Here is a 23,262-nt window from a genome sequence, read left to right on the forward strand (position 1 = left end):
TTCTTCTGGGCTCCTTTCTTTCTCCTCTCCTACAGTAGATTTCTTTGAATTAGATAAAGATTACTAGGATAAGTAAGGAGAAAATTATGTTGTATGACCCATAGAGAACAATACATCTGGCAGCGTGGTATTTATTGATATTTGTCAACTTTGCTACGAATTAACTAAATCTTTTCATTCGTCTGAACTTTATGGTATTACCAGTCAAATTCGTCGTGCATCTGTATCAGTACCAGCTAACATGGCGGAGGGATATGGGCGTGTTACTAGACAAGAGTATATTCGATATTTGCGAATAGCTCTCGGTTCGCTCAGAGAACTGGATACTCATCTAGTGATTTCTGAAAGAGTAGGGTTAGCAGCACCAGAAAAAATCTCACCAGTTATCAAAGAAGCAGATGAACTCACAGGATTAATTGTCAGTACAATCAACAAACTAGAAGGATAAAACCTCATCCCTCATCCTTCTTGCTTCATCCCTCATCCTTCTTCCTTCTATCCTTTACATCCGTTACATTCGTTACATCCCGTACATTGCTCGTTGCCGAACTTCCCTCATCCTTCTCTAACTATGCAGAATTTTCGCAATTACTATCTAATTTTGGGAGTGCCCAAAGATGCCACGGCTGATGAAATAAAAAAAGCCTATCGACGGCTAGCCAGACAGTTGCACCCTGACGTGAATCCGGGGGATAAATCTGCTGAAGATAGATTTAAGGATATTAATGAAGCTTACGATATTCTTTCCGACATCGACAAGCGAACTCAATACGACCAATTTAGTAAATTCTGGAAGCAAAAGGGATTTCAAGGAAAGCAAGGGGTGCGACTTCCCAATTTCAAAACTTGGGGAAACACTAAAACTACCCGCAAAAAACCGGCCGAAGATGTCGATTTTAGCGATTACTCGGATTTTAATAAATTTCTCGACCAAGTGCTCGGAAGGCGCCGGGAAGTGAGGATGGCGACAGCGAATGATGCACCGGGCTTTGCCTCCTCTGAACCGTGGAGTACGGCTTCTAAGAAAACGAGTTATGTGGCTAATTCTCGCCCGCCTAGAAGGGATTTGGACGATCGCGAAATGCGACGGGAAACAGTCGATCGCGAAATGCGACGGGAAACAGTCGATCGCGAAATGCGACGGGAAACAGTCGATCGCGAAATGCGACGGGAAACAGCCGATCGCGAAATGCGACGAGACATTGAGGCCAGGCTAACTCTGCCTTTGGAAAGGGCTTATTCGGGTGGTACCGAGCGAATTCGTCTGGAAGATGGGCGAGCGATCGAGGTAAATCTGCCTCCTGCTATGGTATCAGGCCAGCGGATTCGCTTGCGAAATCAAGGTATAGGCGGCGGAGATTTATATTTAAAAATCACAGTTTCTCCCCATCCATTTTTTCGATTGGAAATGTCGGATGTTTGCTGCGAATTGCCGCTGACTCCCAGCGAAGCGGTGTTGGGTGGAGATGTGGAAGTACCGACGCTGGATGGTAGGGTGAAAATGAAATTGCCACCGGGAGTAACGACTGGAAAGCGGTTGCGGCTGGCTAACAAGGGCTATCCGACCGGAAATGGCGATCGGGGCGATCAATTGGTAGAAATTCAGGTGTTAATTCCCCAGGAAATTAGTGAGGAGGAACGGGAATTATACGAAAAGTTGCGACAGGTTGAGTCTTTTAAACCGCGTCAGGATTTATCGGTTTAATTTAGAGTACGCAATGCCCCAGTTGAATTTTGTAGGGGCGCAATAATGCGCGCCTTACTACTAATGCTGTACGAAAAATTAGGAGATGCTTGGCTAAATTTTACTGACATATCACATTTAGCCACTTGGCTGTAAATAGATGATATGAAATCCGTGGGTATAGCAATTATTCATCTCTCTCTTCTCTTCCTCTGCGCCCTCTGCGGCCTCTGCGGTTTAATAATTCCCAAACAACCGTAAACGATAAGATTTGTCGCCAGAATAGCCGTTAGCGCAGCCCGCCCCTACGGGGGCTACGCCAACGAAGAGGATCGCACTTTCAGCAATCCTGGATCGCATAAGTAAAATTACTGTTGTGATTATTCCTGAACTAGCAGAGAATTAACAATAAGGTAATTTTCCCACAATTAGGAGCAGTCTGCAGCGATGACTCAAATGCCCCCTCAATGCAACAATCTGCAAGAGCAAGTTGACTCTTTACTGCAACTGCTGCGTCAGGAATCCTCTTTGCGACAACAAGATATCACGGCGGTACAAGCTTCTCTGAAAAAGGCAATTTCTCCTGAGTTTGAAATTGTGTTTGCTGGCGCTTTCAGTGCGGGAAAATCTATGTTAATTAATGCTTTGCTGGAGCGGGAATTGCTCTACAGTGCTGAAGGACACGCGACTGGTACGGAATGTTATATCGCCTTTGCTGAGCCGGAAAAAGAGCGCGTTGTTCTCACTTTTTTGAGCGAGTTTGAGATTGGCCAGCAAGCTTCTGTGCTTTGCCATCAGTTAGGTTTAGCTACTGAACTTAATATTAATCAAACAGATGTAGTGTCGCTGTTGTCTCAGGGATGTAACATAATTATTGAAACGGAAGGCGGCGAAAATAAATCCGAGGTAGCCAAAAAAGCTAAGGCTTTGATGCTGCTGTTAGAAGGTTTTGAGGCAAATCGCGATCGCATCCAAACTCTCGAAAACGCTACCTACTCGATGGAACAGTTTAACTTTTCCAATCTCAAGGAAGCTGCTAGTTATGCCCGTCGCGGTAGTAACAGTGCTGTACTCAAACGAGTTGAATATTACTGTTATCATCCCTTGCTGCAAGATGGCAATATTATTATAGATACGCCGGGAATTGATGCGCCGGTGCAGCGGGATGCAGAATTGACTTATGATAAGATTGAAAGCCCCGATACTTCGGCCGTTGTCTGCGTTTTGAAAGCAGCTTCGTCTGGGGAAATGACGACGGAAGAAACCGAGTTGATGGAAAAGACACGGGGAAATCCGGGAATTCGCGATCGGCTGTTTTACATTTTCAACCGCATTGACGAAACTTGGTACAACACGCAACTGCGACAGCGCTTAGAAAATCTGATTAATTCCGACTTTCGCGATACTGCGAGAGTTTACAAAACTAGCGGATTGTTGGGATTTTACGGGAGTTTGATTCGAGGGACAACAGGGCGCGATCGCTTTGGTTTAAATACAATCTTTGCCACCAGTAAAGGGCGAGTTTTTGGAGACGATAAATTAGATTCAGAATTGCTCGGTAATAGTGAAGAAACTCCGCAATTTGTTAGTGAATTTAATCGCTACTGCGCGAATTCCGGCAAACTGTCTCCCAGCCGATTTCGGATTTCAGTTAACAGCTACGAAACACCAAATGAAAACTACGTGCGGATTCTTGCAGAGCAAGGACAACCATTAATTGCTCAATTAATTCAAGATAGCGGCATCGAAGATTTTCGCACAGCCATCACCCGTTACCTCACCGAAGAAAAACGCCCGCAACTGTTCAAAAATTTAGCTGACGACTTGGAAGACTTGTGCATTCAACTGCGGAAATACTACCAAACAATTCAGCGGAATTTGGACAGCCAGCCCCGCGAAATTGAGGCGATGAAAGCACAGGAACTTTTACGCTTAAATCAAGAATTGCAGCAAGTCGGACAGGATTTTCGGGAACATATCGCCGAAGAAGTCAATGAAATGATTATGAACAGATGCGATATTTTCGATATAGACTTTCGGCAACTGCAATCTCGGATGATCCGCCGCTTGGATGAATTGTTAGACGGATTTTCTGTTGAGGCGGCTTACGGACGCACTTTGCGGAATCATCCCCGCAATGCCACAGCACCTTTAATTGCTGTTTTAGTTGAAGCACTTTATTATTTAGCGAATCAGTTGGAAGATATTTTAGTAGAGGCTACTAAGTCACTGGTTGATAATTATTTCCAGTATTTGAAAGATAGCGTTCGCAAGTCGGAATACTATCGATTACTCTATCGGTTGTTGGGGAACGACGGGGGAATTGAACAGCAGTTAGAGGAGTTATCAAAGCGGGTTTCTGATGCTTTGGTAAATGCGGCGGGTGTTGAGTGCGATCGCTACGTGCGAGAAAGTCCCCGTTTTTACGACGAAGGCACATTTTCGATTTATCAATTCCGCGAAACATTGCAGCAAACATCTCAAGGTTTCGACTGCGAAAATATGGTGGACGCCCAACCGGCAATTCGGCAATTATTGCGGCTAGATTTTGAGCCGAAAGTATCTAGAACTATTCGGCAAACTTTCCGCCAAACTGTCAACCAAACCCTGAAAGAGCATTTGTTGCCACTGGCCCAAAAGCAAGCTGATGATATTTTGCAGAAATACAGTCAAGCCCGCGATTATTTAGAGCAAACTTTGGCACAGGAAGCGGAGGAAAAGATTGCTGGGAATCTGCGGCGGCAAGCTGAGAATGAAGAAAAGATCAAAGAGTACGATCGGGCGGTTTCTGGGATTAATAGTTGTTTGCAGGCGATGAAGCTGCACGAGCATTTGTTGCCTGTAATTGGACAAACTGATAGCGTTTCGGTAGATGGTGAATGATTCCAATTCAGGTGAATTATATTCACCTGGTTTCTTTCTTGTGTTTATTGTGCTATAATAGCCAACAAAGAGCGACTTTACTCCTATGAACCTTCGCCAAAAACTTATAACAATAATCGAGCAACTTCCAGAAGATAAGTTAGCAACACTTCTGAACCTAGCCCTATTCTTGAAAAGTGGAAAAGAATCCGTTCAACCGCTGCTTGTATCCCAAGCTTATCAAGATTGGCTGAGTGCGGAAAATGACATTTATGACGAATTATTTGCCGATGAACTTACGGCGCGGTGATGTAGTCTTGGCTCAAGTACCCAATAAACTTAAGCTAAATAACACTTGTAGAATTCTTACCAAAAACCATTATAATTACACTAGCCCAAACCGGAAATAAAAATGAATGATAACTTTGACTCACTGAAACGTGACGATGTTGTGTCTGTATATTCGGATCACATTTTAGTCACTAACCGCACGTTTACAATAAGTGAGTTTATTGCAGCGATGATGACTCTAATAAAAGAGCAAAAAAATCAAGGTGAATGGACAGAATTAAAAGAAATGTGGTTTAGAGAAGGAATAGATTGTAAAATACTGAAGCCGGGTGCTAAGAGTTGGCAAAGAGGAAAAGTGAGAATTACTTTAGAGTTTCAGCCTGAAGAGCTTGAAGTTGCAGAAGTTACTGAAATTGGAAAATCAGCAGATACTAAAGTAGTTTCTCCCCTGGACGATTTGCGTCAAAAAATGCCTAAAGAGAGTTAGCAACACAAGATGAGCAAAACCCCTAGAATACCGATTCCCCCCGAAGTCAGAAAATATGTATTTACTCGCAATAAATACCAGTGCCAAAGCTGCGGCCAAACCAAGCTAGAAACCCAACTGACGATCGATCATATCATCCCCCTAGCGCGCGGCGGCAGCAACGACATCAGCAACTTGCAAACCCTCTGCGGCACCTGCAACCAAAAGAAAACCGACAAACTAGACCCCCGCTTCAGGCGACACTTTGACCTGTGATATTTAACAGTATAATAAAATCAGCAATTTAAGCTTGAAATTGTTAACCTCTGTTCGATCGCACTTTTAATCCCTAGCTTGGATAACTGCAATGCTGACAAAAACAGTTGACGTGCAAGAAGCACAGACAAATTTAAAAGAGTTATTATCTCTAGCACTTAAAGGCATAGAGGTTGTTCTCACAGAAGGTGGCATTCCCCTTGTCCGTTTAGCGCCGATCGCATCCCCAACTAAGCAGCGTACAGCAGGATTGCACGCAGGAGCAGTCTGGACAAGTAATGATTTTGATGAACCGTTACCAGACGAATTTTGGACAGGGAATCTATGAAATTACTGCTGGATACTCATACCTTTATAGGGAGCATCTCATATTTGTAAAAACACTTCTTCTGGCTCCTTCCTTCTTCCTCTTTCCTCCTGCCTCCTTCCTTCTTCCTCTTTCCTCCTGCCTCCTGCCTTAAAACTCCAATTTCTAGCTTAACTGCAAAAGTGAGATGCTCCCCCTTTATATTGTACTTTTACCTTTAATATCACGCCTCAAATCATTCATAACATCCGCGTTAATCCGCGTTAATCTGCGGTAAAAAAATCCTACCATCGATAATACCGATAAGGATCGTCTCCCTTCTCAAAATCGGTTCTGTAATCCCAGTGATAAAACTCCCGACTCGAACCGTTAAACACAGATCCATCCGCCTTAAAACTCGCCCCTAAATTAGCCAAAATCTGAGCATTTGCCCGGGTTTGCCGCCAGCGAGTAAAACGCAAATAAGTCTTAGTATCAGCATTCAAACTGTCCGGTTCAATCTGAGAAAAAATCGCCACACCCTTGCCAACTTTTACCCGGCTTAACAAACCGTCAGCACCCATTTCTCCCCCAGACTTAATCAACCAAGTATCATAAAAAGAGCGCGATCGCAAATCTGAGGCGCTAACCCCCTTCACCTCATCCCAACTCGGAACCGCCAGCGAACCCCCGAAATCCTGCGCTTGCTGCAAACCGACGCCCAAACCCGCCACAGGCACTTGACGCGGCAAGAAAAACGCCTTCCCGCCAGCATTCAAATAACCGCGCAAAGCTGCATCTTTTAGATTCGCTTCTCTCCCCACAATGACCAAATCAACATCATTAGAAAGCGAACTAGCGCGCTGATAAATTACCCCCAAACTGTCCAACTTTTGGGCATCTCCATCTCCCCCTATTAAAACCACTTTATCCGGCTTTCCAAGTACCGGAGAATTCATCCCGTAACTCACAATTTGTTGCACTAACTGCGCCGCCCCAGCATCTACAGAATAATGGTCTTCCAAATCCAACTCGTTTAAAATCAGCCGCCCTTTTCCGTAATCTAATTCCATCAGCGGCGAATAAGCTAAATCAAACTCAGATTCCAAAATAGGGCGCCAACCGCTGCGGTGCGGCTTCTCAATAGAAGCGCTGCTGACACCGCCGCGATTTCCCCAACGCCAGCCGTACCAAGGTTTATTTGCCGGACTCAAATTAGCGCCAGTTTGGATCGTATTTGGATAAGCTTCAACCAGGGTGCTTTCCCCCGCCCAATCCCGCAAATCTTCACTGTCTAAACCGCTAATTGCCGGATGGTTGCTGTCAACTGGAAAAGCGCGGCGGCTGACGTGGGCAGCAACCCGGAAACCCGTATTTTCCAGCCATTCCCGGCGCTGAGGAAACACAATTGCTTTGCCGCCGTTTCGCACAAAACTTTCTAAACTTCCCGGCAAATTTTCCCCGCTAGAAAACGCTTCCCTACCGATAATTAATAGCGATGCAAGTTGCGAACCATTCCACGGTACAAGCTGATGACCTAACTGTTGTAACATGGCCGATGTTTTGCCCGCTGGATCGAAGATTGTCAGCGTATCCTTGCTTTTGGCTTGATTGGGAAAAACCCGGAAAGCAAATGTATCAGAATGCGATCGATCGCCCACCCGCGCAGTCAAGCGAATTTCGCCGTCAGCCTTGCTAGAAATGGTATTTGGCAAATTTAGCTCAATTGGGAAAAACAGCGTACCTGCCGACTCAATCGTCCCTTTTTCCTCGCCTTTTTTTACTTCTTTCCCGCCCACCAAAACTCGCCAATTAAACGAAAATTCTTGCGCTGCCCGCGTATCGTTAATTAACACTACTTGCTTAGCCAGTTTTCCGCCCACAAACAAATTGCGATCTTTCGCAGTAAAAACCGGACTAGCACCAGCAATCCAAGCCAAAGTAGAGCTATTATTATTCATAATTGCCTCGCCCCCAGGATGAACAATATAAGCTTCGGGCTGCAAATAATTCAAAAGATTATTTGAGACTTGCTTCAAATAAACTCCCCGGCCACCAGGTTGAAATGCCCCAATATCCACCTTTTTTTTGCCCGCTTCGGAAACTTCCCAACCGTGCCCGTCATTCCAAGGAATCATCCCCCCAGAGATTCCAAAAGTCCGCCAACTCCGCCAAGTATTTGTACTGAATAACTGCTGCAACTTTTGAAAAGCGGGTGCAAAATCTAACTCTTTTTTAAAATGCCAGCTTTGATACTCCTGACCCCTGAAAAACTGCTCGCGAATTTTATTTTTATAAGCGGCAGTTTCCAACTCGTAAGCCTGCTTACCAAAATAAATGGCCGCAAACTCAGTCATCCAAGGTTCGCTGAGAATCGCCTGACCAAAACCTTTGCGTGCCCGCATCATCGTGGCGTGCAGAGGAGTCCCAAACTCGACAGCCATGTAGGGCATTTCCCCGGTTTTACTCCACTCAGAAATCCACTCTTCCCGTTCTTGCAAGGGAATCATATTTAAATAAGTATTCAGCGCGTAAACATCGCCGAAGTATGCGCCTTGGTGTACCATCACAGGTCGGGTTGGGTCAGCCGATTTAATGGTAGCTATAGCGTCATTTCCTAGGGGAGTGTTGACCCGCAAACGCTCGTTTTCCGAGGGACTGAGAGTTCCTTCTACTTTGCTTTTGCCGATGCGGCGGGGATTTTGGTCGTCAGCATTGCCGAAAAAATTAGGACTTGTTGCCCACATTAATACTGATGGATGATTGCGGTAGCGGCGCATTTCAGTCACCATTCGGGCTTTCCAGCGGTTTTTCCAGTAAGGGTTTTTCCACTTGCCGTTCCAAGCGATAGGACTAATATCTAAAGCGGGAGCCATAATTGGAAAACCTTTGAGGTCTGCTCTTTCCGAAAATAACTCTCGGAAGTGCCATCTACCCCGTTCGTCGTGATTCCAAGGCCACATTTCTGTTATGTTAAAACCGGCTTTTACGTAGCCATCAATTAGGCGGTCAGAAACTTCTAGTATGCCGCCTTGCCAAGTATCGGAGTGCAAGATTGGTCGCAGCCGAAATTCAGTTCCGTTTAAGAAAAATTTGCGCCCTTCTATCCAAAATTCGCGGAAGCCAAAAGGTTGGTGGTATTGCGTATCAATGCCGCTGCCTTTTACTGCTAATTGCAGGGTGTAAAGGTTTGGTTGCCCGACATCCCAAAGACGGGGATTTGGCCAATTCCACTGGACTTGTAAGGTTTGAAGTGGTTTAGCTTGAACGCTGGCATTTGCGGTGAATTGTTGTTGTACTTTGCCTTTTTCGTCGAGCATTTGCGCGATTAATTCTACTTTACCGTTTTGGGCAACGTCTTTGAGTTCTACATCTAATTTAACTTGCTTTTTTCTGGTGGAAGTTTGGACGAATACGTCGCTAATTAGCGGGCCTGGGGGAAGGCTCAGAAGCCGTACTTCACCGATGATTCCCCGCGATTGCAACTTGGATTTTTCTGTGTAGATTTCTGTGGGGCCCATGATGACGGCTTTTTCCTTTTCATCGGATACTGCCACCACTAAGATGGATATGGTGTTTTGACCTAGTTTTGCTGCTTTGGTAATTTCAATAGTGCCGTAGGGCCAGGGGATTTGACCGCAGTTAATCCCGTTGACAAAGATGACTGCATCGGTGCTGACTCTGGCTAAGTCGATAAAGATGCGGCGGTTTGTCCAGTCGTCGGGAATGTCTATATTTTTCTGATACCAAGCTTTTGATAGTTGTTTACTGTTGAAGTTTTCCCAATCTTTGCCGCTGCCGCGAGTGATGATTCCGGGTACCGATTCGTTGTTTTCTTTTTGCCAGTCTCCAGGTACCGAGATGGAACCCCAATTTGGGGAGACGGGGGGGTTTTGGAGGTTGCCAACTGCGGGGACAAATTGCCAAGTTCCGTTGAGATAAATTTGGGATCGTTTGTTGTCGATCGCCCCGCCGGCCGCGATGGTAAGATTGGGGGAGCCGATCGACATCGCACAGTTGCTGGCTAAGTAGGGATTTTGAAGTGCGTAACCGACGAATCCAAAGAGGGTGGCGGCTGCGAAAAATAATCCGATAATTTTGGCCAGCTTGTGATTCACTCGCTTATTGCTCCCAGAAATTAGATAATCTAATTTGTCCCTGGATCTATGATAGCAGTTGATTCAGCACCAATCCCGCACTCAATCTGTCTCTGGGAAGATGGCACAGAGCCGACAAATGTGGTTTTGTATAGAAAAAATAAACACTTAGTTTTAATTAAGTTTTAACCAGGTTGTTTCATCGACATCAGCAATAGTACGATCGCGCCATCGCTACAGGTCAACAAAAATGACTCGGTTTCAGGTCTTGCCCTTATCAATTAAATCTTACAGTATTGCTACATTGAGCGCTTGCACGGCTTTACTGCTGACATCTCTGTTACTTTTGTCCTTCCAGCCAGCTCCTGCAATCTTACTTTTGGCCGCTGCAATGGTTATCGCTTGGTATGGGGGCTTGAAGTCCGCAGAACAAGAACTAGAAATAGAACGTAATATTATTTCAAAAGTAATTGACACGACAGCTTGCTTGATTGTAGTTCTCGACAGCCAAGGGCGGATTGTCCGCTTTAACCAAGCTTGCGAAAAAACTACAGGCTACTCGACAGCCGAAGTAATCAATAAATATCTTTGGGATTTGTTCTTAATTGCCGAAGAAATAGAGCCGGTTAAAACAGTTTTTACCAAGCTCAAAGGCGAACATTTTACCAGCGAATATCAAAACTATTGGCAAAATAAAAATGGGGATAAGCGCTTAATTTCTTGGTCGAATACTGTGACGACCGATGGCGATGGTTTGGTCGAATATGTGATAGGAACTGGTATCGATATTACCGAGCGGCAAAAAGCAGAAATAGCCCTGGCTTTATCCTACACCAACCTAGAAAGCCGCGTCCTACAGCGGACAGAAGAACTGACACTAGCTAAAGAAGCGCTGCAAGCTCAAGAAGAACGATTTCGCTGTTTAAGTTCCTGTTCGCCTGTCGGCATTTTTATCGCAGATTGTGAGGGGCGCTACACCTATGCAAACCCGCGCTGTCAGGCTATTTGCGGCTTGAGTTTGACAGAACTTTTAGGAGATGGTTGGGAGAATTGCATTCACCCGGAAGACAGCGATCGCGTATTGGCCCGATGGCTAGATTATACTCGGCAAGGTGGGGAATATGCGATCGAGTATCGCCTGCAAACACCAGAAGGAATTGTGCGCTGGATTAACGTTTGTTCCTCGCCGATGTTCTCCGACTCCGGCGAACTCATCGGATACGTGGGTACGGTGAGAGATGTCACCGAAAGACAACAAGCGCAAGCAGCATTGGCAAGCAGCGAACAGCAACTGAGAACGCTGCTAGAAAATACGCCAGATATAATTATCCGCACGGACAAAGAACTGCGTGTTATTTATGTAAATCAAGCAGTTGAAAGAAGCCAAGGAAAACCGTTTTCATTCTTCCTGGGTAAAACCTGTCAAGAAATAGGAATGCCGCCGGAAGTGTGCCAGATGTGGGGTGAAACCCTGCACAAAGTGTTAGAAACAGGTCAAGAAGAAATTATCGAATTTCAGGCTTTCTCAATCAACGGCCTCCGAAGTTATCAATGCCGCGTAGTTCCAGAATTTGATAAAAATGGCGTACCAGAATCAGCCTTAATTGTCGCCCGCGATATCACAGAAATAAAACTTGCGGAAACTCAAAGATTGCAGTTAACAATCGAGCAAACAGCGAGAGAAAAAGCGGAAATAGAACAGCAGCGCTCGGCATTTTTAGCAGAAGTCAGCAAAATGCTGGCTGCTGCGTTTGACGGGGAAACGCTTCTGCAAAAGGTAGCAGAATTAGCAATAAATTCGATCGCCGACGGGTGCTGCATTCATTTGCTCGAAACCGACTCAAAAGTCCGTCTAGTCGCTGTGGCTCACGCAGAACCCTCTATAGTTGAGACTATTAATAACTTCAGCATCCGCAGTTCGATCGCGGACAATGCTGTTAACGGCTATCCGCTGGTAATCTGCAGCGGAAAATCCCAACTAATTGCCGAAGTGGATGAGGAAATTTTAGCAGCAGGAGCCGAAAATGCAGCAGAAATCGAAAAATTGCGCTCGCTCAATATCGGAGCTCACGCTTGCGTACCGCTGAGGGCTCGCGGGCGGGTAATGGGTTCCATCACTTGCTTTACCTCAAAGTTCGGCCGCCGCTACAGTGCAGAAGACATGGCAATGCTAGAAGACCTAGCATATCGCGTCGCGATCGCCCTAGACAACGCCAGACTTTACACTGAAGCGCAGCAAGCACTATCTCAAACATCGCAATCCTTTGCCTTAATTGACTCGCTGTTAGAAGCATCTCCCCTAGCGATTGGCTTTCTCGATCGCTCCATGCGCTTCATCCGTATCAATCAAATATTAGCAGAACTCAACGGTTTGCCGATAGAACAGCATCTCGGCCAAGACTTCCGGCAATTGTTGCCAGAATCTGCTGCCAAATTTGCGCCGATAATTCAACAAGTTTTAGAAACCGGCCAGCCTGTTTTAAACTTAGAAATGAGCGGCGAACCTCCGGGAAAACCACAAACTTTAGGCTACTGGCTCGCCAACTACTACCCAGTGAAAAATGAAAGGGGAGAAATAATCGGAGTCGGCCTAATTATCACAGATATTACCGCAGCTAAACAAACAGAATTAGCTTTGCGGGAAAGCGAAATGCGCTTCCGCAGCGTGGTAGAATCTAACATGATCGGCATCGGTTTCTGGGATGTCACCGGCGAAGTTACGGACGCTAACGACGCCTTGCTGGAAATGATCGGATATACTAGGGAAGACTTAGTTTCGGGACAGATCCGCTGGCCAGATCTCACGGCGCCGGAATATCTAGAACTAGATCGCATCGCCGTCGCGCAAGTCGAAGCCGAAGGAAGTTGCGCGCCTTTTGAAAAAGAATATCTCCGCAAAGACGGCACGCGCTTCCCAGTTTTAGTCGGCGGCGGAAACTTCCAAGGATGCACAGACAAAGGAGCATTCTTCGTACTCGATATCACCGATCGCAAACGAGCCCAAAACCAACTTCGAGAAAACGAAATACGCATTCGCCGCCAACTAGCAGAACTCGACTTAGTTTACAAAACCACACCGGTGGGGCTGTGCTTTGTCGATACCAATTTGCGCTACATCCGCCTGAACGAATGCCTCGCTGCGATCGACGGCCGCTCGATCGCAGAGCACCTCGGGCGCACCGTTAGAGAAGTAATTCCCGAAATGGCCGATACGGTAGAGCAGATTTACCGCCAAGTGCTGGCGACGCAAACCCCCGTGCTCGACTTGGAAATTAAGGCCGAAACCAAGCAACAGCCGGGAGTTTTGCGGGATTGGCAAATCAGCTTTTACCCCGTGAGCGATGAATCCGGAACACTGCTGGGAGTCAGCACCGTGATTGCCGAAATCACCGATCGCAAACAAGCAAAACGGGTAATGCAGCAAAGCGAAGCCATATTCCGGCGGCTGTTCGAGTCAAATATTTTCGGAGTTGCGATCGGCGATTTTAGCGGCCGCATCGCCTACGCCAACCAATCCCTGCTCAACATGGTCGGCTACACCCGCTCAGACTTGCTCTCCGGTCAAATGCGGTGGGACAGGATGACCCCCCCCGAATACCTGCTCCTCGACGCCTTAGCGGCCCAAGAACTGCGGGCTAAGGGAGTCGCAACTCCTTTCAAGAAAGAGTACATCCGCAAAGATGGCAGCCGCGTGCCGGTTCTGATGGGCGGAACGATTCTGTCCCCGGACGATCGCGAACCAGAGACGATCGTCGCATTCTACATCGACTTGACCGAAATCTCGCGGGTGGAAGCAGAACTCAAAAAGAATCAAGAACGGCTGCAAATCGCTCAGCAAGCAGGCAAAATCGGAACTTTTGAATTGAACGTCCAAACCGGCGAGCTCGCCTGTACGCCGGAGTTAGAGGCTTTGTACGGGCTGCCCGCCGGCGCTTTAGACAGCTATCAAAGTTGGGCCCAAATGCTGCATCCAGACGATCGCGCTGTTACCGAACAGCAGGTAAAAGCTGCGGGGGCGTCCGGGGAGGAATTAAACATAGAGTTCCGCATCTGCCGCCCGGACAACAGCGCGGGCTGGATTGCTTGCAGGGCTAAGGTATTTCAGGACGATCGGGGTTTGCCTTGGCGGGCGATCGGGGTGAACGTCGATATCACCGATCGCAAACAAGCAGAAGCAGCGCGATCGCACATCAATCAAACTTTAGAAGCCTTGATTCAGGCTTGTCCCCTAGCAATTACCGTTTTGGACTGCGACGACGGCACTGTGAAAATGTGGAACCCAGCAGCCGAGAGGATTTTTGGCTGGCATGAATCAGAAGCGCTAGGTCAATTCGTGCCCAGCCTTCCCGCAGACAAGCGGGAGGAATTCACGGCTAATTTGAAAAAAATTCGCGAAGGAAAGGCGATCGCCGGCATGGAAACCCAGCGCCAAAGGAAAGACGGCCGCTCGATCGACATCAGTTTGTGGGCAACTCCAGTCCGCGACAGCAACGGCAACATCAACTGTATGTCGATCGTCGCCGACATCAGCGATCGCAAGCAAGTCGAGGCCGGGCGCGCTCAGTTGCTGGAGCGCGAACAAGCCGCGCGGGCGGAAGCAGAAGCTATCAGCCGCCGGAAAGACGAGTTTCTAGACTCTCTTTCCCACGAATTGCGAACGCCTTTAAATGTGATTCAGGGGTGGGCACAGATCCTGCGCGCCCACCCCTACAACGAAGATAAATTCGCTTCGGGTTTGGATGCCATCGAGCGTCAGTCGAAGGTGCAGATCCAGCTAGTGGAAGATTTGCTCGACGTTTCCCGGATCGTTCAAGGCAAGCTGGCCCTGAAACCCGGCTGGTTCTACATGGTAAGGACGATCGAGGCGGCTCATAATTCAGTTCGTTCGGCAGCCGAGGCCAAGTCTGTCACCGTTTCGTTAGAACTTGACCCCGCAGTCGGCTTGATGTGGGGCGACGCCCAGAGGTTGCAGCAGGTAGTGTGGAATTTGCTGACTAACGCCGTGAAGTTTACGCCTTCGGGGGGAACTGTGCAACTGCGCTTGTCTGCGATAGCTGTTAGCGATTCCTCATCGCCCAATTACGTGCAAATTACTGTCAGCGATACCGGAAAGGGCATTTCTGCTGAGTTTCTGCCCTACGTGTTCGATCGCTTCCGACAAGCAGACGCCTCGAAAACTAGGGCTGATAGCGGTTTGGGACTGGGATTGGCGATCGTCGAGCACTTGGTGCAACTCCACGGGGGTACTGTGACTGCGGAAAGTCCAGGTAAGGACCAGGGTGCGACATTTACGGTGACACTGCCACTCAAACAGCCTCGGAGTAAGAAGGGGCAGTTGAGAGGAGAAAAAAAATCCAATCCCCAGCCTCCGGGTATTTTGACTGGTTTAAAGGTGTTGGTAGTTGACGGCGAACCCGACAACTGCGAGTTTTTGATGGTTGCCCTCGAACAGTGCGGGGCGACTGCGACTGCGGCTGCAACGGCTGCAGAGGCGATCGACATTTTGCAGCAGTCGCCGCCGGATATTTTAGTCAGCGATATCGGTATGCCCGTTGAGGACGGCTACTCGCTGATCGGCAAAGTGCGATCGTCCGAATCCGACAAAATCAAGCGCTTGCCGGCCGTGGCGCTGACAGCTTATGCTAGCGAAGAAGACCGCGATCGGGCGATCGCCACTGGTTACGACGAACACTTAACAAAGCCGATCGAACCCGCTCTCTTCGCCACCGTTTTAGCCAAGTTAGCAAATGGGCATGAGGGCGATCGGGTTCGATGAACGCACAAATAATATCATTTCCGTTTGATTCGGATTTGTATGATGTTAAATCTTGCAGGGGCGGGTTCACCAATAATAATTGCCCATAACCTACAATCTCATAAACCCGCCACCGCTGGCTTTTCATTAACGAAATGATTGCCGATAGACACAAAGAAATTAGAAAATTTATCACAGTTTTCGTAAGTAAAAATGAATCAAATGCTAAACAGCTAGAAACAGAAATTACAGAAGCAAATTTTGACAGCCGCGCCCAATCTTCCCTAGTAGTTGGCTGTATAGCAATACGCTTGGGTTAAGCTCGATCCCCCCAAACCCCCCTTAAAAAGGAGGGAACCGGAAGCACTTAAAGTCCCCCAACAACCAGGGGGATGCGAGGGGGAACTCCGAGAAATAAATAGTTTTAAATGAACCGTAGTTGGCGATATTGAACCTGGCGGAAAATTTCACAGTTTTTAGGGCGCGCCAATTGCCGGTAAAGGCACGCTACAGCAGTTAAAATACGACTATCAGCCCAATTGGTTCACACCCATGCCCATTTATCACTTCAACCGCCTAACCGCCAATTTTTTTAGCAAGCTTCCCCTGCGAACAGTTCTGATTGTTCCGTTTGTTTTGCAAACGGTAAGTGTAGTTGGGCTAGTGGGCTATCTTTCTTTGAAAAGCGGTCAGGAATCAGTCGAGGATGTAGCGCATCAGTTAATCGAACAAGTAGGAGAACGGATTAGCGATCGCCTCACCGATAATGGGCCCTCGGCAATCAATACCTTTCTGGCTAGGCTGCACTTATCGGCGTCAGGACAAACTTTTATTATTGATCGATCGGGCAATCTGATTGCCACATCCACACTAGAAACACCCTTGGCAACGCAAGCAAAAAACCAACCGACGCCATTGCTAGCCACCAACAGCAAAGATGCCCGAACGCGAGATATTGCTCGACAACTCGCCAACCGATTTGGCAACTTCCGCGCGCTGCAAACAACCGAGAAATTGACCCTGGCGGGCAACCGCGATAGGCAGTTTGTCCGCGTCACTCCCCATCGAGATGTCCGCGGTTTGGATTGGTTGATTGTGGTGGTGGTGTCAGAGTCTGATTTCACGGCTCGCATTCAAGCAAATACGCGCAACACATTGTGGTTGTTGACCGGTACGCTGCCGCTGGCGATCGCGATCGGATTGTTGACTTCCCGTTGGGTAACAAAACCAATTATGCACTTGAATACCGCCGCCAAAAATGTTGCCAAAGGAAAATGGGATCGAGCTTTAGAAATTAGGCGCTGGGATGAAGTCGGAGATCTCGCCAATTCCTTCAATTTTATGGCAGCGCAACTGCAACAGGCTTTTGCAGACCAAAAATCTTTAAATGAAGCTTTAGCGCAGAGCGAGAGCCAACTCAAGCAATTTCTCGAAGCCATACCTGCGGGAGTATCTATCCACGATGCCTCGGGTAAAGTCGTGTACTTCAACCAAACTGCCAAGCATTGGCTCGCCGTAGAAACTATTCCCGATTCGACTTTAGAAGAAGCAGTAGAAGTTTATCAAATCTACCGCCAAAACCAGCTTTATCCCACTGAAGAACTGCCCGCATTCCGAGCACTGCGCGGCGAAACAGTATTCCTTGAAGATGTAGAACTGCATCGAGATGGGAAATTTATTCCTTTTGAGGTGCGCGCCACACCAATTTTCGACGAAGGTGGAAACATTATTTATGCCATCAATGCTTTTTATAACATCGCACAGCGCAAACAAGCTGAAAAAATATTAACTGACTACAATCGCACTTTAGAATCCGAAGTGGTCGAACGTACCGGCGCCTTAGCTCGTACTAACGAACTATTACAATATGAAATTGCCGAACGCAAATTGCTCGAACAAAAACTTTACACTTCTACCGAGCAAATTGTAAAAATATTTGATTCTATCGCAGATATTGTATTGATTTTTGAGTGCGAAGAAAAAACAATTCAACTTATACCCACCAAGGGAATTTTTCAATACAACCATCAGACGAATCAGATCGACTCCATCATCGAACAATTTTTTCGTGAGGCAAGCGAGGAGATTTATTTTGCTCAAGTTAGACAGGCATTGGAAACCCAACAAACTATAAGTTTTGATTACAGTCTGCCGATTAATAACCAAGAAGTTTGGTTTGCTGCTAAAATTTCGCCGCTGTCCGATAGCTCCGCTGTTTGGGTAGCGCGCGACATTAGCGCTCGCCAGTTGGCGGAATCCCGACTGCTGGAAGCCCAAAAAATTGCCCGTATTGGCAGTTGGGAACACGATATTGCCACAGCAACAACTACTTGGAGTGAAGAACTCTATCGCATTTATGAGGTCGATCCGACTCAAAAACCGCTGCCAAACGAACAATTAATCGAGCGTTTTCATCCAGAAGATCGATCGCGCTATCTGACAATGGTGCGCGATCTAGCTATGTCGGGGCAAAGCTTTGAAATCGATCTGCGGCTGATCCGAAGAGATAGCTCGCTCAGTTACATTGAAGTCCGAGGGAAACCTGTTTATGATGAAAAAGGGCAGTTGCTCCGTTTGTTAGGCACTGTTTTGGATATTAGCGATCGCAAACAAGCCGAGTCAGCTTTGCGAGAAAGCGCCCAGGGAGAACAAGCCATCGCCCGATCGATCGATCGCATCCGCCAATCCTTAGATATTGACACAATATTCAAAACCACAACCTCTGAACTGCGACAAACCCTAAAATGCGATCGTGTCGGTATCTATCGCTTTAATCCTGATTGGAGCGGGGAATTTGTTGCCGAATCAATGGCTCCGGGCTGGATATCTCTGATGCAAAAACCCGACGATTTTAAGGTGCCAAACACTCTCGTCGAAGACTCTCGCTGTACCGTGAAAACTATGCAAGCCTCCGGTGAACCAGTGTTCGATACCTATCTACACAGAAATCAAGGCGGTATGTATGCTAGAGGCGTTCCTTACCGCATAATTGAAGACATATACACCGCTGGGTTGAGTCCTTGTTATCTAGAACTTTTAAAACAATTTCAAGCTAGAGCCTACGTTATTTTCCCCATATTTTGCGGCAGTCAACTTTGGGGTTTGCTCGCCAGCTATCAAAATTCTGCACCCCGCACTTGGCGCGAAGCAGAAATCAATATTGGGCTGCAAATTAGCACTCAACTGGGAGTCGCCTTACAACAAGCTCAATTGCTCGAAGCCACTCAACAGCAAGCAGTACAGCTTCAACAAGCCGCGTGGGCCGCCGAAGCCGCCAACCTTGCCAAAAGCACTTTCCTGGCAAATATGAGCCACGAACTCCGCACCCCGCTAAACGCAATTCTGGGATTCTCTCAATTGATGCAGCGCTCTACCAACCTCACTCGCGAACAACAGGAAAATATCCGCATCATCAACCGCAGCGGAGAACACTTGCTAGCTCTGATCAATCAAATATTAGATTTAGCCAAAATAGAGACCGGACGCATTACCCTTAACCCAACAGACTTTAAATTAAGCAGCCTGCTGAACGAGGTGGAAGAGATGTTTCAACTCCAGGCACGGGAGCAACAATTGCAGTTAATATTTGACTGCTCTAGCGATATTCCCGAATACGTGCAAACCGATCAACTTAAGTTGCGCCAAGTTTTAATTAATCTGCTTTCTAACGCCATTAAGTTTACAAATGAGGGAGGTATTGCGGTAAGAGTAAGGGCGGTGAGGGAGGGTGAAAATCAGCAATTACCCATCATTAATTACCAATTATATTTTGAAATAGAAGACACGGGTGCCGGCATAGCTGCTGATGAGTTAGATAAGCTTTTTCAAGCCTTTGTGCAAACCACAACAGGAACAAAATCTCAGCAAGGAACAGGCTTGGGGCTGGCTATCAGCCAACAGTTTGTCAAGCTGATGGGCGGCGTGATTACTGTACGCAGTGAAGTAGGAGGCGGCACCACCTTCGCGTTTGATATCCCCGTCAGCGCCGTTGATGCCCCCGCGACTCAACCCGTACAGCCACCGCGTCGGGTGATGGGGCTCGAACGCAATCAGCCGCGCTATCGTATTTTGATTGTGGACGATCGATCGGACAACCGCCAACTCCTGATCGAACTCCTCGCTGCCTTTAACTTTGAACTCCAAGAAGCCAGCAACGGCATAGAAGCTATTGAAATGTGGTCGAGTTTTGAGCCACACTTAATTTTTATGGATATGTGGATGCCCGTGATGGATGGACATGAAGCAACCAAACGCATTAAAGCCACCGTTAAAGGTCAAGCTACCGCAATTATTGCCGTGAGTGCCGGTAACGCCGAGGAAGCGCAAACCGTTACTGTCTCAGATGATTGCGATGACTTTATCCACAAACCCTTTCGAGATACAGAAATTTTTGCCACCCTGCACAAACATCTGGGAGTGCGTTACATTTACGGTGAATTGGAGAGTGTTCCCGAGTCAACTCAAATCGAGGCTCCGACTCCAGAGACTCTGGCAGCTTTACCCGCAGATTGGCTGGCAGCTTTAGAGAAAGCCACAATTGAGTGCGATTTAGAGTTAATTCTGATTCAAATTGAGCAAATTCGCGATCGCAATGACGCTTTAGCTAGCGCTCTAACTGTATTGGCTAACGAGTTTCAGTTCAATCAAATACTAGCTCTCATCCATCCCGAAACCAAGTAGAAATCATATTATACCCGGTTCGTAGTGACTGCGACCGTCCTCATCAAACCCGCTAGGACGATCGTACTCACTACAAGTTTATAGAGGTTATGTTACCGAACTAGATATGAATTACGAACCAACTCCCGTCTTAAAAGGGAATATTTTAATTGTTGATGATATTCCGGCTAATTTGCAACTTTTAGCTCAAATACTCTCGCAGCAAGGGTACAAAACACGCACCGCACCCGACGGCAAACTAGCGCTGCGGTCGATCGAATTAACTCCTCCTGACTTGATTTTGCTCGACATCATGATGCCCGGTATGGACGGCTACAAAGTCTGCCAAGCCTTGAAAGCTTCTACCACAACCAAGGACATTCCAATTATTTTTATCAGCGCTTTGAATGAAGTATTAGATAAAGTCAAAGCCTTTGAAGTTGGCGGTGTCGATTATATCACAAAACCGTTTCACGAACAAGAAGTTCTCGCCCGCGTCTCAAATCAACTCGTGCAGCGCCAGTTGTTCCAGCAAACACAATCCTACGCCCAGCAACTCGAACAAACCGTAACTGAACTCAAGAAAACTCAAGCTCAGTTAATACAGAAGGAAAAAATGGCTTCTTTAGGTCAGCTAGCGGCAGGAATTGCTCACGAAATCAACAATCCCGTCAGCTTTATCTACGGTAATATTGCTCTAGCGGCGGACTATGCACGAGATTTGCTTCGCCTCCTCGAATTGTACCGACATTACTACCCCCACCCCGTTGCAGAAATTATCGGCGAATTGAACGAGATTCAACCCGAATTCATCGCAGAGGATTATCCAAAACTGCTGAATTCGATGAGAGAGGGTGCTTCTCGGATTACCGAAATTGTGATGTCTTTGCGGAAATTCACCCGCCTTGGCGAACAAAAGTACAAGCCAGTGGATATTCATGAAAGCATTGACAATACTTTGGTTATTTTGCAGCACCGGCTGAAGGGAACAAACAAAGCTGGTGAGATAGAGGTCATTAAACACTACAGCCAACTCCCAAGAGTCACCTGTTACGCCAGTGAATTAAATCAGGTGTTCATGAACCTGCTAAGTAATGCTATTGATGCCCTGGAAACTCAACCGTCTCCCCGAAAAATTACCATCAGCACTTCACTAAGTTGTGAGTCAGAATCGGCACTGCACAATCAAGATTCAAAATTAGCCACTCACAACTCTAAATCCGTTGTTATTCACATTGCCGATAACGGTTGTGGGATGAGCGAGGAAGTGCGCCACCAGATATTTGACCCCTTTTTTACTACGAAGCCTGTCGGGCGCGGTATTGGATTAGGGTTGGCAATCAGTCACGATATTGTAGTGGAAAAACATCGAGGTCAAATCAGTTGTATTTCTGCTCCGGGCCGAGGAACCAAGTTAATTGTGCAGATTCCGATATCTGTTAAATTTTAATAAATTTCAACATTTTAAAATTTAACATACCTAGAGGATATATCAGATAGATTGTACGCGAGCATCTGTTTAAGGTAAAACCGATATTCCGTCAGTCCGTCAGGGGTTGAAACCCCTGCCTCAAAGCGAAAGTCCTCGCTTCCGAGGACTAATAAATTATCCAGTCCTCGGAAGCGAGGACTTTCGCTATAAGCCCCGTGGAATTCATTCCCTGGCGGTGTGCCGGGTGAGGGGGAGGACTGGCGGACTAAAGGCTTAAGTTGAGACCAACGGACACGGCACCGTCTCGAAAGCTGTGGGTAATATTAATTATAATGCTACCGGATTTGATAGGAGTCCTCATTACAAACAGGGGCTGATTGTGGGGAATTGACCAGAGAGCGTATTTACTTTAAATCCAGCAATCCGCTAGTTTTCAGCTTGGGATTAAACCGGATTTCTTCAGTTACGCCGCGAGCTTTCAGCAGCGCGAAAATTTCATTTTCCACGCGCCGCGCGACATTTTTTAACAATTTATCTTTGGCAATTTCATCGGCGAAGATGCCTTCATAATTTGCCGTTTCTTCGGCAGTCATTACAGTTTTGGTGTCGATGGGATCGTTCCACTTGGCAGCATCGACACCGTTGCCTTGGGGTTGGGAACCGTTTTCGGCAATCCAACTGGATCGGATGCTTTCTAAAATAGTGCGGCTGGGCTTGTCAATAGTTTGGACTTTCAGCCAGTAGCAATATTGGGTTTGGCGTACCAAATGCTGTTTGAGACTGAGGTAAATGTCGCGAGAATAGCCGACAAATTGCAGGACTTTCTCGCTGTCAAAAATCGCGTAAACGCCGATTTTCCCCTGGACAAAATCGGGCAATTTACCCTCGGAGTCTATGTATGGAATGAATTCTAAGCTGGCGAGAGATTGAATGTCTTCTGTCATCCGATTTTAGATTTTAGATTTTAGATTTTAGATTAAACCACAGATTAACGAGCCTTTACTTAACTCTTGAAAACTCGATAAATTGCACAGAGGCGGCTGGGTTTAAATATTTTGGCTTGGAACATGAAATTAGGCGGGACGTTGACGATCGCAAAATCGCTCGATTCATGATACTTTTCAAACTCCGCAGGCATTCCCTTCGGCGTCTCGGTGCTGTAAGGGACTGGTTGAAAAAGTAACTCGGCAAACTCAACGCGCGAGCACTGCAATTGTAGCGCTACTTGTTGGCGAAAGCTTTCACCGGTTAATAAACCGAACAGTGCAGTTTTAGCATCGGGTTCGAGGACAAAACTGCTATCGTAGCTTTCAATAATCTTGAGACCCATTTTCTGTATACTCCTGACAGACGGCGGTTAACGGTTATCGGTTAAGTGTTGAGCGATCGACTTAATCCTGAATTTTACCTGAGATTGACTTTTTTGAAGGCAGAACGTATTCGGCAGGAGGTCA

General features: G+C 46.9%; 14 protein-coding genes. 11 read left to right on the plus strand and 3 right to left on the minus strand.

Annotated features, from left to right (window positions below):
• The first annotated feature begins 124 nt into the window (after positions 1-124).
• The 7 genes from OSC7112_RS29180 to OSC7112_RS29210 all read left to right on the plus strand — a co-directional run bounded on the left by OSC7112_RS29180 (position 125) and on the right by OSC7112_RS29210 (position 5,907).
• Positions 125-448, plus strand: coding sequence for a four helix bundle protein (locus OSC7112_RS29180; protein ID WP_015179282.1), 324 nt, complete (start codon positions 125-127; stop codon positions 446-448).
• A 123-nt stretch (positions 449-571) separates the two neighbouring features.
• Complete coding sequence (locus tag OSC7112_RS29185; RefSeq protein WP_015179283.1) at positions 572-1,705, plus strand: DnaJ C-terminal domain-containing protein; 1,134 nt, start codon at positions 572-574, stop codon at positions 1,703-1,705.
• Between the two features lie 426 nt (positions 1,706-2,131).
• Positions 2,132-4,567 carry a dynamin family protein gene (locus OSC7112_RS29190; RefSeq protein ID WP_015179284.1) on the plus strand — a complete coding sequence of 812 codons (2,436 nt, stop codon included), beginning with the start codon at positions 2,132-2,134 and terminating at the stop codon, positions 4,565-4,567.
• Positions 4,568-4,652: 85 nt separating this feature from the next.
• Positions 4,653-4,856, plus strand: coding sequence for a hypothetical protein (locus OSC7112_RS29195; protein WP_015179285.1), 204 nt, complete (start codon positions 4,653-4,655; stop codon positions 4,854-4,856).
• Between the two features lie 102 nt (positions 4,857-4,958).
• Positions 4,959-5,324, plus strand: coding sequence for a KGK domain-containing protein (locus OSC7112_RS29200; RefSeq protein ID WP_015179286.1), 366 nt, complete (start codon positions 4,959-4,961; stop codon positions 5,322-5,324).
• Positions 5,325-5,333: 9 nt separating this feature from the next.
• A complete protein-coding gene (locus tag OSC7112_RS29205; protein ID WP_015179287.1) occupies positions 5,334-5,579 on the plus strand; it encodes an HNH endonuclease in 246 nt (81 codons plus the stop codon).
• 91 nt (positions 5,580-5,670) lie between these two features.
• Positions 5,671-5,907 carry a type II toxin-antitoxin system Phd/YefM family antitoxin gene (locus OSC7112_RS29210; protein WP_015179288.1) on the plus strand — a complete coding sequence of 79 codons (237 nt, stop codon included), beginning with the start codon at positions 5,671-5,673 and terminating at the stop codon, positions 5,905-5,907.
• Between the two features lie 263 nt (positions 5,908-6,170).
• Here OSC7112_RS29210 and OSC7112_RS29215 read toward each other — a convergent pair whose 3' ends face one another.
• On the minus strand, positions 6,171-9,983 hold the full coding sequence (locus OSC7112_RS29215) for a glycoside hydrolase family 2 protein (protein ID WP_015179289.1): 3,813 nt from the start codon (positions 9,981-9,983) through the stop codon (positions 6,171-6,173).
• A gap of 229 nt (positions 9,984-10,212) precedes the next feature.
• On the opposite strand from OSC7112_RS29215, the gene OSC7112_RS29220 reads away from it, so the two are divergent.
• The 4 genes from OSC7112_RS29220 (at position 10,213) to OSC7112_RS29230 (ending at position 21,826) form a co-directional block, all read left to right on the plus strand.
• Complete coding sequence (locus tag OSC7112_RS29220; RefSeq protein ID WP_015179290.1) at positions 10,213-15,738, plus strand: PAS domain S-box protein; 5,526 nt, start codon at positions 10,213-10,215, stop codon at positions 15,736-15,738.
• 134 nt (positions 15,739-15,872) lie between these two features.
• Positions 15,873-16,037, plus strand: a complete 165-nt coding sequence (locus OSC7112_RS40320) for a hypothetical protein (protein ID WP_015179292.1) — start codon at positions 15,873-15,875, stop codon at positions 16,035-16,037.
• A gap of 232 nt (positions 16,038-16,269) precedes the next feature.
• Positions 16,270-20,397, plus strand: a complete 4,128-nt coding sequence (locus OSC7112_RS29225; RefSeq protein WP_015179293.1) for an ATP-binding protein — start codon at positions 16,270-16,272, stop codon at positions 20,395-20,397.
• Between the two features lie 106 nt (positions 20,398-20,503).
• Positions 20,504-21,826, plus strand: a complete 1,323-nt coding sequence (locus OSC7112_RS29230) for a hybrid sensor histidine kinase/response regulator (RefSeq protein WP_015179294.1) — start codon at positions 20,504-20,506, stop codon at positions 21,824-21,826.
• 386 nt (positions 21,827-22,212) lie between these two features.
• Here the strand turns inward: OSC7112_RS29230 and OSC7112_RS29235 are convergent, their stop codons facing one another.
• Complete coding sequence (locus OSC7112_RS29235; protein ID WP_015179295.1) at positions 22,213-22,752, minus strand: GIY-YIG nuclease family protein; 540 nt, start codon at positions 22,750-22,752, stop codon at positions 22,213-22,215.
• A 59-nt stretch (positions 22,753-22,811) separates the two neighbouring features.
• Positions 22,812-23,138 carry a hypothetical protein gene (locus OSC7112_RS29240; protein WP_015179296.1) on the minus strand — a complete coding sequence of 109 codons (327 nt, stop codon included), beginning with the start codon at positions 23,136-23,138 and terminating at the stop codon, positions 22,812-22,814.
• Positions 23,139-23,262 lie beyond the last annotated feature (124 nt).

The sequence above is a fragment of the Oscillatoria nigro-viridis PCC 7112 genome (genome assembly GCF_000317475.1).
Taxonomy (GTDB): domain Bacteria; phylum Cyanobacteriota; class Cyanobacteriia; order Cyanobacteriales; family Microcoleaceae; genus Microcoleus; species Microcoleus nigroviridis.